Raw genomic sequence first — 14,864 nt, 5'->3', positions numbered from 1 at the left:
GAGATTACCTTTATGGCTAACGGTCACTATGATCTGAAAAAAGCGAAGAATGGACAGTTTCACTTTAACCTGAAGGCCGGGAACGGAGAGATTATTCTCACCAGCGAGATGTATGCCAGCAAAGCGTCGGCGGAAAATGGCATTTCGTCGGTGCAGGCTAACGCGCCGCATGAGGCTCAATACGAAGTGAAACCGTCAAAAGACGGGCAATTTTATTTTGTGCTGAAAGCGAAAAACCACCAGGTTATCGGCGTGAGTGAAATGTACACCACGGAAAGCGCCGCGAAAAAAGGCATCCTGTCGGTTGTGAAAAACGGGCCAACGGCCGATATCCGCGATCTCACCCAGCAAACTGCCTGATTCCTCCTTTGCGGAGGTTGCGGCATTCTGCGCTGCAACCTCCCGATTCAAAAATTGATCTGACCCCATAAAAGCTGAAATACCCACACTAACCGGCTGCTTTTGATCAACTCAGACGTTACAATTCTGACCTTTCGTCGCCCCGCATCCGGGACGGCCCTGACCTGTGATCAGACTGAGATTGACTATGTTTACCCCCGATTCTTTTGTTCCGGAACTGCTTTCCCCTGCCGGCTCCCTGAAAAATATGCGTTACGCGTTCGCCTATGGCGCGGATGCCGTTTACGCCGGACAGCCGCGCTACAGCCTGCGTGTGCGCAATAACGAATTTAACCACCAGAATCTGGAAATCGGCATTAACGAAGCCCATGCTCTCGGTAAAAAATTCTATGTCGTGGTGAATATCGCGCCGCATAACGCCAAACTTAAAACCTTCATCCGCGATTTACAGCCGGTCATCGACATGGGGCCGGACGCGCTGATCATGTCCGATCCGGGCCTGATCATGATGGTTCGTGAAGCTTTCCCGCAGATGGATATTCATCTGTCGGTACAGGCAAACGCGGTGAACTGGGCGACGGTGAAGTTCTGGAAGCAAATGGGGCTGACGCGCGTGATTTTGTCCCGCGAGTTGTCGCTGGAAGAGATTGCGGAAATCCGCACGCAGGTGCCGGACATGGAAATCGAGATTTTCGTCCACGGCGCGCTGTGCATGGCGTATTCCGGCCGCTGCCTGCTCTCCGGTTACATCAACAAACGCGATCCGAATCAGGGAACCTGTACCAACGCCTGCCGCTGGGAATATAAAGTTCAGGAAGGCAAAGAAGACGCCATCGGCAATATCGTGCATCAGTACGAACCGATCCCGGTTCAGCAGGTCGACGCGCCGGAACCGACGCTCGGCATCGGTCAGCCGACGGATAAAGTGTTTATGCTCGAAGAAGCCATGCGTCCCGGCGAATACATGAGTGCATTCGAAGATGAACACGGCACGTACATCATGAATTCCAAAGACTTGCGCGCCATTCAGCATGTTGAAGCGCTAACCAAAATGGGTGTGCATTCCCTGAAAATTGAAGGCCGCACCAAGTCATTTTATTACTGCGCGCGTACCGCACAGGTTTACCGCCGCGCCATCGACGACGCCGTTTCCGGAAAACCTTTCGACCCGACGCTGCTTTCCACCCTCGAAGGGCTGGCGCATCGCGGCTATACCGAAGGTTTCCTGCGCCGCCATACCCATGACGCGCAGCAAAACTACGAATACGGTTTTTCCGTCAGCGACCGTCAGCAATTTGTCGGCGAATTCACCGGCAACCGCGTGGACGGTTGGGCTGAAATCGACGTGAAAAATAAATTCAGCGTTGGCGATAGCGTGGAAATGATGACGCCACAGGGTAATATTCAGTTCAAGCTTGAAGCGTTGCGCAACAAGAAAGGCCAGCCGACGGAAGTCGCGCCGGGTAACGGGCATATTGTGTATGTCGCCCTGCCGGAAGACATCAGCCTGGAATTCGCCATTCTGCTGCGAAATCTGGAAGAAACGGATACACGCAATCCGCACCTGAAATAAGGCTTTTAGTGAAAATAAGAATCCGGTCACAACTCTTTTAATTTAAGTTGGCTAATATGCATTCGCAATTTACTTCGAATGCAAAATAATGCACCGGACTACACTAGGAACCACCTCCTTGGCCAGCTCAATCTCCCTTGAGCTGGCTTTTCTTTTTGTATTCAATCTCTTTCTTTTTTCCTGTTATTGAGAAGAATAACGTTTTACTTTCCCTTCACTTTAATTAACTCCCGCCCGATAAATACGCCATTTTTTGAATTAATTTAACCGAAATTATTTAACAGGCGATTAAATTATTAAGTGATTAATCCGATAGCCAAATACGGTCTTTATCATCTATTGTTAAAGCCTATGAATGATAAGGAGATGATATGAAGGACACGGGCGCTGCACTGCTGATCTTAAACGGAAAAGGGGCAGGGAATGAAGAACTGCGGGAAGCCGTCGGTGCGCTGCGTGAAGAAGGCGTGAAACTCAGCGTGCGCGTCACCTGGGAATACGGAGACGCTGCGCGCTATGTGGCAGAAGCCGTAGAGCTGGGCTGCGAGACGGTGATTGCCGGTGGCGGTGATGGCACGATCAACGAAGTCGCGGGCGCGCTGGCCCAGCTTGGCGCAGATGCTCCGGCACTCGGTATTATCCCGCTGGGCACGGCCAATGATTTCGCGACAGGCTGTAATATTCCGCTCTCACCGGAACAGGCGCTTCAGCTGGCGGTGAAAGGCCGCGTCGTGGATATCGATCTGGCGAAAGTAAACGACCAGCACTTCTTTATTAACATGGCGACCGGCGGATTTGGCACGCGGATCACCACCGAAACGCCGGAAAAACTGAAAGCCGCACTGGGCGGCGTTTCCTATTTTATTCACGGACTTTTACGTCTTGATACGCTGAAAGCGGACAGCTGCGAAATCAAAGGGCCGGATTTCAGCTGGCAGGGCGACGCGCTGGTCATCGGTATCGGCAATGGCCGCCAGGCCGGTGGCGGGCAGCAAATTTGCCCGGACGCGCTGATTAACGACGGTCTGTTGCAGCTGCGTTTGCTGACCTCCGAAGAGCTGTTGCCCTCTTTCCTGCGCAGCCTGATCAACAACGAAGAGAATAAGAACATCGTTTCCGCCAGTCTGCCGTGGCTGGAAATCAACGCGCCGCACGACATGACGTTCAATCTCGACGGCGAGCCGCTGACCGGAAAACGGTTCCGCATCGAAGTTCTTCCCAACGCGATTCAGTGCCGTCTGCCGCCAAACTGCGAGTTACTCGGCTAATTCCCCGAATTTCCCCTGCCCTGACTGCTCATTCTCTGTACTGTGATCTGCCTTACAGTACAGAGGAAATTTGCGTTTATTTTTGTGATCCCTTCCGATAAATCCTGATCCACATACTTGTATGGTAGATGCCAGTTGCCTAGTTTTATTCTGCTGACGCCAACGGATTTTTTATTCCTGAACGTCTGCGGCATCCCAATAAGTTTGTTTTCACGACTCTTACTTATCCGATATCGCCAAAAATAATACGGAACACAGGGGTATTATGATTAATCATCATAAAGAAAGACCGATATCACTCAAAAATATGCTGGCCTATGGCGGAGGAGATTTCTTCGGCGGTGGTTGTTTTGCGGTATTAGGTTTATGGATTATGTTTTTCTATACCACCTACGCCGGATTAAGCCCGGCGGAGGCCGGTGCTGTTATTGCTTCTGCCCGGTTGCTGGATGCATTTTTCGATCCGCTGATGGGATATGTGACCGATAATTTTTACCGTAATCCTCTGGGTAAAAAGTATGGCCGCCGCGGGTTCTTCTTCTTATTTGGCGCTCCGCTGATTATGGTGACCTACATTATTATGTGGATCAGCGGCATGGGATTCTGGTATTACCTGCTGACGTATATTTTATTTTACGCAGCTTACACGCTGGCGATTGTGCCTTATGAAACGCTGGCGGCTGAAATGACCTCCAGTTTTAAAATGCGCACCAAACTCACCGGCGTCAGAATGTTCTTTTCAACCGGCGCTGCAATATTAGCCGCCTGGCTTCCGGGACGAATTATTGCGTATCTCGGAGAAGATTCGTCTTCATCATTTCTGATTATGGGCGTGATATTTGGCGTGCTGTTCGCCGTGGTGATCCTGCTGCTCTATTTCTACACCTGGGAACGCCCGATCCCCGTTGATGTGGCCACGCCGAAATTGTCTTTCCGCCGTGACATGAAGCACCTGTTTAAATCCCTGGTTTCCACCATGAAAGTGCGGACTTTTCGCCAGCACGTCGGGATGTATCTGGGCGGTTATGTCGCGCTGGATGTCCTCGGTGCCGTTCTCGCTTACTACATTATTTTTGTCCTCGGGCAAAATGCCGTAACGGCGTCCAATGCGATGACGCTTATGACACTGATTCAGTTTATCTGCGTGGCCTTATTTATTTTCCTGTGTATGAAATTAGGTAACGGCTCAGCGTATCGGATTGCACAACTCTTTATGCTGGCGAGCGTCGGGTTATTTTTATCTATTCATCTGCTGCAACTGCCTTTTAATATGGCACTGATTTATCTCTCCGTTATTTTAATGGGCGTCGGACGTTCCGGGACCAGTTATGTCTGCTGGAATATCTACAGTTTTATTCCTGATGTCGATGAAATGCTGACAGGGAAACGCCGAGAAGGTATTTTCGCCGGCGTGATGACTTTTGTGCGTAAAGCCGTTCAGGCCGTGGCGTTATTTACCGTAGGCCTGTTATTACAACATTACGGATTTACGCCGAAAAGCGCGACACAACCCGCGGAAGCGGTGTACGGAATTACGCTGGTATTTGGCACTGGTTCGGTGGTCTTTCTGCTGATTGGCCTTTACAGCTCCATGAAGTTTCGCCTTACCCGCCATAACCATTCCCTGCTGGTCAATGAAATTGAACGGCTGAAAGCCGGTGGCAGTAAATATGATGTGGCACCGGAAACCCGTTTAATCGCCGAGCAACTGACCGGCTGGCCTTACGAAAAATGTTGGGGTAATAACAATATTCTTAGCCAGACAGAAGACTATTCCCCGCTGACCTCACCTGAACTTTCTACCGGAGCCGATAATGCAAAGAATTGAATTCAGCCTGATGCAAGAAACCATCCAGCGCGCCTTGCTCAAAGCGGGGCTGGATGAAGAAAGCGCGCGGACGTGTGCGCGGATCCACACCGAATCAAGCTGCGACGGCATTGCTTCGCACGGCCTGAACCGGGTGGCACGCTTTGTCGATTACGTTCAGAAAGGCTGGATCAATATTCACGCCAAACCCGTGCAGGAAAAATCGCTTGGCGCCATTGCCATTTATAACGGCAACCGTGGGATCGGCATCACCAATGCACTGTTTGCCGTCGAAAAAGCCGCCGAAATGGCAGGAGAATACGGCGTCGGGATTGTGGCAATGAAAAACAGCAGCCACTGGATGCGCGGCGGAAGTTATGGCTGGCACGCCGCCACACGCGGGCTGGCTGCTATTTGCTGGACGAACACCGAATCGTGCATGCCCGCCTGGGGCGGCAAAAATACCCGCATCGGCAATAACCCGTTTGTGATGGCGGTACCGAGAGCCAAAGGCCCGATCGTGCTGGATATGGCGATGTCGCAATATTCCTACGGCAAGTTGCAGGTGACGCGGCTCAAAAATGAAAAATTGCCGTATCCCGGCGGCTATGACAGCCAGGGAAATCTCACTGACGATCCCGGCCCGATAGAGGCTTCCATGCGTATTTTGCCCGCCGGTTACTGGAAAGGTTCCGGACTGGCGATTGTGCTCGACGCCATGGCCGCACTGCTCTCCGCCGGTTCACCGACCAATGAAATCGATAAAATTGGCGAAGGCAGTTGCACCGGTGCGAGCCAGATTTTCATGGTCTTCGACCCGGTGCAGCTTGGCGGTACGCAATTCACCGAACACATGGCCGACAGCGTGGCGGATTACGTGAATCAGTCAGAGCCCGCCGAAAACAACCGCGATGTACGCTATCCCGGCCAGACGGCGGCGTTAAACCGCGAACAAAACCGCCGTCTTGGTATACCCGTCGACGATGCCGTCTGGGATGAAGTGATGAGGCTGGCCGAATAGTCTTTTCCTGCTCACCCTCTGAAACGCCTGCCTGTTGCAGGCGTTTTCATTTCTGCCTGGCGGAGTTTTTCCGCATAAATCTCCGCTCAAAATGTGATCGCCTCCGGCAAAAACAAATTTACATACTTGTATGGTAGTTGGCTTAAGGCGTATTTATAACCAAAGAAAATGCATCTAACATTTACTGCAAAAGGTCGTAACCGATGAAAATCGTGAATGCTGAAGTCTTTGTCACTTGCCCGGGTCGCAACTTTGTGACGTTAAAAATCACTACCGACAGCGGTCTGACCGGTATCGGCGATGCCACCCTGAACGGCCGGGAGCTGCCGGTCGCATCTTATCTGAAAGATCACGTTTGCCCGCAGCTTATCGGGCGCGACGCGCATCAGATTGAAGACATCTGGCAGTTCTTCTACAAAGGCGCGTACTGGCGTCGCGGTCCGGTCACGATGTCGGCCATTTCGGCGGTCGATATGGCGCTGTGGGATATTAAAGCAAAAGCCGCCAATATGCCGTTGTATCAGTTGCTCGGCGGCGCATCCCGCACCGGCGTGATGGTTTACTGCCACACCACCGGTCATTCCATCGACGAAGTGCTCGATGATTATGCCAAACACAAAGAGCTGGGCTTTAAGGCGATCCGCGCCCAGTGCGGCGTGCCGGGTATGAAAACTACTTACGGCATGGCGAAAGGCAAAGGTCTGGCGTACGAGCCCGCCACCAAAGGTAACTGGCCGGAAGAGCAGCTGTGGTCCACGGAAAAATACCTCGATTTCACGCCAAAACTCTTTGAAGCCGTGCGCAACAAATTCGGTTTTGACGAACATCTGCTGCACGACATGCATCACCGCCTGACGCCCATCGAAGCCGCGCGTTTTGGCAAAAGCATCGAAGAATATCGCCTGTTCTGGATGGAAGATCCGACGCCTGCCGAGAATCAGGAATGTTTCCGCCTGATCCGCCAGCACACGGTCACACCCATTGCCGTCGGCGAAGTCTTCAACAGTATCTGGGATTGCAAACAGCTGATTGAAGAACAGCTGATCGACTATATCCGTACCACGCTGACCCACGCGGGCGGCATCACTGGGATGCGCCGCATCGCCGATTTCGCGTCGCTTTATCAGGTGCGTACCGGTTCGCACGGCCCGTCTGACCTCTCGCCAGTCTGCATGGCGGCTGCCCTGCACTTCGATCTGTGGGTACCGAACTTTGGCGTGCAGGAATACATGGGCTATTCCGAACAGATGCTGGAAGTGTTTCCGCATAACTGGACCTTCGATAACGGCTACATGCATCCTGGCGAAAAACCCGGGTTGGGCATTGAGTTTGACGAAAAACTCGCCGCGAAATATCCGTATGAACCGGCCTATCTGCCGGTGGCCCGTCTTGAAGACGGCACTTTGTGGAACTGGTGAGGGAACGAAAAATGAACAGCGTCGTTATACAAGAGCCGGGAAAATTAGTCATCGAGCAACGTGCTTTGCCGGTACCTGCCGCCGGCGAGGTACGAGTTCGGGTGAGTTACGCAGGCATTTGCGGCTCCGATGTCCACATTTATCACGGCCACAATCCGTTCGCGAAATACCCGCGCGTTATCGGCCATGAGTTCTTCGGCCATATTGACAGCGTCGGTGAAGGCGTCGATACGGCACGCATCGGCGAACGTGTGGTCATTGACCCGGTGGTAAGCTGCGGACATTGCTATCCGTGCTCCGTCGGGCGGCCTAATGTCTGCAACGAGTTGCAGGTGATCGGCGTTCACCGCGACGGCGGTTTCAGCGATTACGCCTGCGCCCCGGCGAAAAACGCCTATAACGTCCCGGCGTCCATTCCTGACAAACTCGCCAGCATGGTCGAACCTTTCACCATTGCCGCCAATATCACGGCATTTTTGAAACCGACTCCGCAGGATACCGCGCTGGTGTACGGCGCAGGCCCGATGGGGCTGACGGTGATTCAGGTGCTGAAAGGTGTGTACGGCGTTAAGAATGTGATCGTCACCGATCGCATTGAAGAACGTCTGCATATGGCACTCGACAGCGGTGCCGACTGGACCATCAATAACAGCGAACGCAATGTGGCTGAGGTGCTGTCCGCTGAAGGCGTGCGCCCGACGATTATCGTTGATGCTGCCTGCCATCCGGCGATTTTGCAGGAAGCCATTTTGCTGGCTTCACCGGCCGCGCGTATCGGCATGATGGGCTTCTCTGGCGAGCCGAGCACCATCACGCAGCAAAGTATTACCAGCAAAGAGATTTCGCTGTTCTCTTCGCGCCTGAACAGTCACAGGTTCCCGCAGGTGATTGAATGGATGGAACAGGGAAAAATCACGCCTGAAAAACTGGTGACGCACTGGATGCCCGCCGGAGATGTGGAAGCTGCACTGACGCTGTTTGAAAAAGATCAGCGTTCCTGCTGCAAAGTTCTGCTGACGTTCTGAAGACCGTTTTTATTTTAATTGTTTGAAACTGCGGGAGGATTTTTAAATCTTTCCGCAAACCGTACCTCATATTCTACCTACAAAGAACGCAACACTATTAAAACAACACCAAGTGGAGCACCTTACCTATGTTTAAGAACCTACGCTGGATCATCGTATTCCTGCTGTTCATGGTTTATATGATCAACTATCTCGACCGTGTAGCGCTGTCTATTACGGTACCGATGATAGAAAAAGAACTGACCATTAATCCTGAGCAGTTCGGGATAATATTCGGCAGTTTCTTCTTTGGTTATGCCATATTCAATTTCATTGGTGGTCTGGCCGTCGATAAATTCGGGCCAACGGTCGTGATGGGATTAGCCGTCGGGCTGTGGTCTCTATTTTGCGGAATGACTGCCATCGCCACCGGCTTTTATTCCATGCTGATATTGCGGGTATTATTCGGTATGGCCGAAGGCCCGATCTGCGCTTCCGCCAATAAGATGATTAACGGCTGGTTCCCGAAGAAAAAAGCCGCCACCGCGGTAGGGCTTCTCAGCGCCGGTTCGCCTCTGGGCGGCGCCGTTGCCGGGCCGATCGTCGGCTATCTTGCGCTGTCTTTTGGCTGGCGTCCGGCCTTTATGGTGATTGCCGCCATCGGGATTGTGTGGATGGCAATCTGGTTCTTTACCGTGGCGGATAATCCGCTGAAAAGTAAACGCGTCTCGCCGGAAGAATTACGTTTAGTCGATGAGATGAAGAATGAAAATATCAGCGAAGAAGACGATCTGGCGCACGCCGCGCATGGTCTGGGATATTATTTACGCCAGCCAATTATTCTGGTCACGGCGTTTGCCTTCTTCTGCTACAACTATATTTTGTTCTTCTTCCTCAGCTGGTTCCCGTCTTATCTGGTTCAGGCACACGGCCTGAATATTAAAGAAATGAGCCTGACTACCGTGATCCCGTGGATTGTCGGATTCGTCGGTCTGGCGCTGGGCGGTTATATCTCCGATAAGATTTTCAATATTACCGGCCGCTTACTGCTGTCGCGCAAAATTATTCTGGTCTTCAGCCTGTCTGCCGCCGCTATTTGCGTCGCACTGGCCGGTATCGTCACCAGCGTGGTTCCGGCCGTGGTACTGATGTCTGTTTCTATTTTCTTCCTGTATACCACCGGCGCAATTTACTGGGCGATTATTCAGGACGTCGTACATAAATCCCGCGTTGGCGGCACCAGCGGCTTTATCCATCTGGTCGGCAGCGTTTCAGGTATCGTCGGGCCGGTCGTAACAGGCTTTATTGTGCAAAACACCGGTCATTTCGACAGCGCCTTTATTCTCGCAGGCGGCGTCGCCGCACTCGGCGCGATTCTGGTGTTCTTTGTGATTAAAGCCCCAAAGCATTCACCAGCCACTAAATTATCCCACGGCTAACGTTCTGAATGAAAATGCCGCGCGTGACTAAAAGGCGCGGCATTTTGCCGACACTGTTGCTGTTTATCCGGAGTATTTCACCATGTCACAGATTTCATCGCAGCCTCTCTCTGAAGCTGCCGAAAAAGAACAGCGTGGATTATTAAGACGCGTCGCAGCCGCTTCCGCTATCGGCACCGCTGCCGAATATTACGACTTTTTTGCCTACGGCACGGCGGCCGTTCTGTTTTTCGGTCAGCTGTTTTTCCCGAGCCACGACCCGCTGATCAGCACGCTGGCCGCTTTCGCCACGTACGCCGTCGGGTTTCTTGCCCGTCCGTTAGGTGGCATTGTTTTCGGCCATATTGGCGACAAAGTCGGACGCAAAAAAGCGCTGGTGATCACTATTCTGATTGTCGGTTTAGGGACTTTCTGCATCGGCCTGCTGCCGACTTACGAAAAAATCGGGTTCTGGGCACCGGTTCTGCTGATTTTAATCCGCGTATTGCAGGGGTTTGGCGTGGGCGGAGAACAAGCAGGCGCCGTGCTGATGACTGCCGAATATTCCCCGCCGGGACGCCGGGGCTTTTTTGCCAGCTGGGTACAAATCGGCGCACCGCTGGGCTTTCTTCTGCCGTCGGCCTTATTTGCGCTGCTGACGTCGCAGTTATCTGCCGCACAAATGCTTGACTGGGGCTGGCGTATTCCCTTCCTGCTCAGCCTGCTGCTGGTGATCGTCGGGCTGTTCATCCGTCTGCGGATTGATGAATCGCCAGTGTTTACTGAAATTCGTAAAACCAAAGCGGTGGAATCGCGTCCGGTCGTGGAAGTCATCAAATTGTATCCGGGGATCATCGTCAAAGGCGTGTGCGCCAAACTGATCGAAGCCTGCGCATTCGCCATGTTCACGGTCATTGTGCTGGCATTCGGTAAGGCCAATCATCTGAGCGAAAGTATCCTGCTGCAAACCATGATTGTAGCCGTCATTCTGGAGATATTCGCCATCCCGATGATGGGCAAACTCTCCGATCATATTGGCCGTAAGCCGGTGTATATGGCCGGCGCGGTGCTGCTGGCGGTGGGAATCATTCCCTTCTTTCTGGCCCTGAAAATGGACACGTTCTGGATAACACAGATTGCCATGATCCTCGCGCTGACTTTCGGCCACAGCATGTGTTACGCCCCGCAGGCCTCATATTTCCCTGAACTGTTCCCGACGCGGATCCGTTGCAGTGGCATTGCGTTAATCTGGCAGATCGGATCACTCATCGGCAGCGGAATTCTCGGGCTGGTGGCGGTAAAAATCCTGCAAATGACCGGCGGCGATTATCACGGGCTGGCGATATACATGATTGTTCTCGGCGCCATCTCAGTGATCGGCCTTGCCCTGCTGCCGGAAACCGCGCCCGGCAGAAGAAAGAGTGAATACCACAGCTGGAAACAGTAATCCCGCACGGATCACTTCGGGCTGCCCGAAACGGCAGCCCGAAGGATGTCGGGTTACGCCTCATCAACCCAGACGCGCATCTCCCCTTCTCCGCGGTTTGCCCAGGTAAAGTACGGCACGAACGTCATGGTTTGCGGCACCGCCTCTTCAGTGGCCGGGTTGAAACGGTAAAGTGGTTGCTGCTCTGCGTGGTTTGATGTCCTTCGCTTACCCTGCGTTTGTAAAAGCGTTTTACCGGCAAATATTCCGCTGCCCGCAATCAGGCGGAACTGCGCATGTTGCGGCAAACAGATGTTATGCAATTCACTGCCGTTGTCGGCCTGTTCGAGGCAGTAAACCAGCGGCCCGCGCTGCACCGCGACTTTCCCGGCGACATGCCGCAACAGCGCATTGCCTTTCACACGCGTGACCGGCATCGGTAACGTCATTTCAATGCGATCCCCTTTTTGCCATTCCTGCGTCAGACGCAAATATCCACGCGAAGTGCGGGCGGCGACGTCCAGCGGCTTGCCGTTAAGCGTCACCTGCGGGCTGGCGCACCAGTCGGGTAAACGCAGCGCCAGCGTGGCGTCGAGCGGTTCACCGGTATCGACTTCAATCAGCACATTTTCAGCCCACGGATAGCCGCCGGATTGCTTGAGGCGCAGCGGCTTACCGCCAATCATGGCTTCGACATCGCTGCCGACGTAGAGATTGATGTCCACGCCGTCCGGTCGCTGGGTGTATATGTAATGACCGAGAGACGCCAGCAGCCGCGCAATATTGGGCGGGCAACAGGCGCAGCCAAACCAGCGCTGACGGACCGGTTTTACATGGTCATAAATATGGTTGAAGGGAATGCTTTTCGGGTGGACTTCCAGTGGATTGACGTAGAAGAAATGTTTGCCATCGAGCGCCATGCCGGCAAGCACCGTGTTGTAAAGCGCGCGCTCCATGACATCGCCATAACGGCTGTCGGCGTCGAGCTGCAACATGCGGTTGGCAAACATCATCAGGCCAATCGACGCGCAGGTTTCGGTATACGCCGTATCGTTAGGCAAATCATAATCCGATGAAAACGCTTCGCCGCTGCTTTGCGAGCCGATAGAACCGGTGATGTACATCTGCCGCTGCGTCATGTTTTCCCATAAGCGCTGACAGACTTCGCGTTTTTCCTGATCCTGACTCAGCCGCGCCAGATGCGCGACGCCAGCGTATAAATACACAAACCGCACGGCATGCCCGATAGCCGTGGTCTGCAATGCCACCGGCAAATGTGCCTGGCTGTAGGCTTTATCCTTCACCATCCACGCCGGACCGTAGGTATTCCAGTGCGACGTTCTGCCGCGTTTTTCATACTCGATATCGTAGAAATGCGGCTGTACACCGCGCTGTTCGACGAAATAACGCGTGATTTCGAGATAGCGCGTTTCGCCGGTTTCTTCGTATAAACGCATCAATGCCAGCTCGATTTCCGGGTGACCGGGATAGCCGTGCAGCTGCTTCTCGCCCGGCCCGAAAATGTCACCAATATGGTCGGCAAGCTTACACACGATTTCCAGCAAACGCGTTTTTCCGGTGGCCTGCGCGTAGGCGACGCCTGCTTCAATCAGATGTCCGGCGCAGTAAAGCTCGTGACATTCCGCCAGATTTGTCCAGCGCTGCTGCGGCTCCTTAACCGTGAAATAGGTATTCAGATAACCGTCCGGTTGCTGCACCGCACCGACCAGCTCAATGACGCGGTCAGCGGTTTCTTCAAGCTCCGGATCCGGCGTTTTCGCCAGCAAATAGCCCACGGCTTCCAGCCATTTAGCGACATCGCTGTCCTGAAAAACCATCCCATAAAATTCGCCATCGCTCTGCCCTGCCGCGATACGGAAATTTTCAATGGCGTGGCTCGGCTCCGCATCCGCCACTTCATCGTTCAACGCTTTCCACTGATACGGCACGACCACATCTTTAACCAGACGCTGGTATTCCAGCCAGAACGCATCGGAAATATTCACCTTGTGCAAAGGCACTTCTAAAGAATCAACCGGAGAAAAAGACATACAACCTCCTGAATCGTTATTGTCATTTAAATTTTGGCCGCCAGCTCACGCGACATGCGCGTCAGCAATGTGTTGTTGAGCTTGCAGAAAATCAGAGTGCCCGCCAGCAGCAAATGCATTGCCGCAGGCAGCAGGGTTTCGAGAAGTGTGATACCGCCGAGCGAGGCTGCGGTCTGGTGATCTGCACCGGCCTGATAAGAAACCAGCACGAAGACCAGGCTGATGATCCCGGCGCTGGATGCCCACGCAAGTTTGATGAAGAAAAGGTTGAAGGCGAAGTTCATGCCGGAAGAACGGATGCCGTTTTTCCAGTGGCCGTAGTCGTCGGCAAACGCCATCAGTGAAAAGTGCAGCGGCAGCGTAAAGCCAAGAATGACGCAATGGACGAAAATGATGCCCAGCCAGAGGGTCTGCCACTGTTCGCCCACTGGCACGAACCACAACAGCAGGGAAAACACCGCCAGCACCAGATTGGTCAGCATGTAGAGACGCACGCTGTCGATGAACTTTGTCAGTTGATTGACGATCACCGCCCCGAGAATCGACGCCAGCGTCACCATACCGAAGAACATCGAGGCGTAACCTGCGCCGCCTTTCAGCACGTACGTGATGAAGTACATATAACCGCCGCCGCGCAGATTGAACACGTTGATCAGCAGGAAAGACATCAGCAATACCAGCAAAAGCTGGTCATTTTTCAGCATTCCGCGAATGTGCTCACGGACGCTGAACTGCCCGAGCAGCGCCAGCGGCAGGCGTTCCCGCACGGCAAAGAAGCACCACAGGAACATCACCACGGCAACCGCACACAGCAAACCTACGCCCTGCTGATAACCCACCGCCGCATTGCCTTTTCCCAGCACCTGCACCAGCCACGGCAATCCGACCGACACCAGAAAACCAGCCACACCGCACAAGACAAAGCGCCAGGACTGACAGGACATCACCTCGCGGTGATCCGTCGTCATGGTGTTGATCAGAGCGCAATACGGCACGTTAATCGCGGTGTAAGAAATGGATAACAGAAAATAGGTGAAAAACGCATAGGCAATTTTGGCGTCACCACTGAAACCCGGCACCGTAAACGTCAGAAAACCGACCACGCCGATCGGCAGCGCAATCCACAACTGCCACGGGCGAAAACGGCCCCAGCGGCTTTGCGTCCGGTCGGCCAGAACCCCCATTAACGGATCGGAAATTGCATCAATGACGCGCAGTGAAATAAACAGTGTGCCGACAATAGCAGGCGTCAGCCCGAATACGTCGGTATAGAAAAAGGTGAGAAAACTGCCAATGAGACAGGTAATTATCGTGCCTCCGGCATCACCTAATCCATAGCCAATTTTCTCACTGACCGAAAGTTTGGTGTTTGCAGACACAATGGCATCAGTGCCTCGTACCGGCGATGAGCCGGTATTTATAGAATCGGTTGGCATTGTATTTTCCTCGCTTTTATATCGTTATTTATAAGCTTCAGGAACGTGTTAAATAAGGCTGAAATTGAATATCAGTCGGGAG

The 14,864-nt window shown here is 53.1% G+C and carries 11 protein-coding genes; 9 read left to right on the top strand and 2 right to left on the bottom strand.

Annotated features, from left to right (window positions below; translation table 11 throughout):
• The first annotated feature begins 12 nt into the window (after positions 1 to 12).
• From J1782_RS16785 to J1782_RS16745, 9 genes are all read left to right on the top strand, one after another.
• The gene (locus J1782_RS16785) at positions 13 to 360 is read left to right on the top strand and encodes a YegP family protein (protein WP_152324535.1); all 348 of its coding nucleotides are present in this window, start codon (positions 13 to 15) and stop codon (positions 358 to 360) included.
• A 187-nt stretch (positions 361 to 547) separates the two neighbouring features.
• The gene (gene yegQ, locus J1782_RS16780; protein ID WP_152324536.1) at positions 548 to 1,933 is read left to right on the top strand and encodes a tRNA 5-hydroxyuridine modification protein YegQ; all 1,386 of its coding nucleotides are present in this window, start codon (positions 548 to 550) and stop codon (positions 1,931 to 1,933) included.
• A gap of 371 nt (positions 1,934 to 2,304) precedes the next feature.
• Positions 2,305 to 3,201 carry a lipid kinase YegS gene (gene yegS / locus J1782_RS16775; RefSeq protein WP_152324537.1) on the top strand — a complete coding sequence of 299 codons (897 nt, stop codon included), beginning with the start codon at positions 2,305 to 2,307 and terminating at the stop codon, positions 3,199 to 3,201.
• A gap of 265 nt (positions 3,202 to 3,466) precedes the next feature.
• A complete protein-coding gene (locus J1782_RS16770; RefSeq protein ID WP_152324538.1) occupies positions 3,467 to 5,029 on the top strand; it encodes an MFS transporter in 1,563 nt (520 codons plus the stop codon).
• Positions 5,016 to 6,029, top strand: coding sequence for a 3-dehydro-L-gulonate 2-dehydrogenase (gene yiaK, locus J1782_RS16765; protein WP_217153547.1), 1,014 nt, complete (start codon positions 5,016 to 5,018; stop codon positions 6,027 to 6,029). The genes J1782_RS16770 and yiaK overlap by 14 nt, the downstream gene beginning before the upstream one ends.
• A gap of 203 nt (positions 6,030 to 6,232) precedes the next feature.
• Entirely contained in the window at positions 6,233 to 7,447 is a 1,215-nt protein-coding gene (rspA, locus tag J1782_RS16760; RefSeq protein ID WP_152324540.1) for a starvation-sensing protein RspA, read from the top strand.
• An 11-nt stretch (positions 7,448 to 7,458) separates the two neighbouring features.
• The gene (locus tag J1782_RS16755; RefSeq protein WP_152324541.1) at positions 7,459 to 8,472 is read left to right on the top strand and encodes a Zn-dependent oxidoreductase; all 1,014 of its coding nucleotides are present in this window, start codon (positions 7,459 to 7,461) and stop codon (positions 8,470 to 8,472) included.
• A 128-nt stretch (positions 8,473 to 8,600) separates the two neighbouring features.
• Complete coding sequence (locus J1782_RS16750) at positions 8,601 to 9,890, top strand: MFS transporter (protein ID WP_165058456.1); 1,290 nt, start codon at positions 8,601 to 8,603, stop codon at positions 9,888 to 9,890.
• 82 nt (positions 9,891 to 9,972) lie between these two features.
• The gene (locus tag J1782_RS16745; RefSeq protein ID WP_152324543.1) at positions 9,973 to 11,316 is read left to right on the top strand and encodes an MFS transporter; all 1,344 of its coding nucleotides are present in this window, start codon (positions 9,973 to 9,975) and stop codon (positions 11,314 to 11,316) included.
• A gap of 53 nt (positions 11,317 to 11,369) precedes the next feature.
• On the opposite strand, the gene J1782_RS16740 is transcribed toward J1782_RS16745, so the two are convergent.
• The gene (locus J1782_RS16740) at positions 11,370 to 13,346 is read right to left on the bottom strand and encodes a glycoside hydrolase family 127 protein (RefSeq protein ID WP_217153546.1); all 1,977 of its coding nucleotides are present in this window, start codon (positions 13,344 to 13,346) and stop codon (positions 11,370 to 11,372) included.
• A 26-nt stretch (positions 13,347 to 13,372) separates the two neighbouring features.
• Positions 13,373 to 14,782 (bottom strand): MFS transporter, encoded by a 1,410-nt coding sequence (locus J1782_RS16735; protein WP_217153545.1) that lies wholly within the window; start codon positions 14,780 to 14,782, stop codon positions 13,373 to 13,375.
• Between the last annotated feature and the right edge of the window lie 82 nt (positions 14,783 to 14,864).

Origin of the sequence: Rahnella sp. BCC 1045 (assembly GCF_019049615.1) — a bacterium.
Taxonomy (GTDB): Bacteria; Pseudomonadota; Gammaproteobacteria; order Enterobacterales; family Enterobacteriaceae; genus Rahnella; species Rahnella contaminans.
Note: the sequence above shows the minus strand (reverse complement) of the source record. Positions and strands in the feature narration are given on the sequence as shown.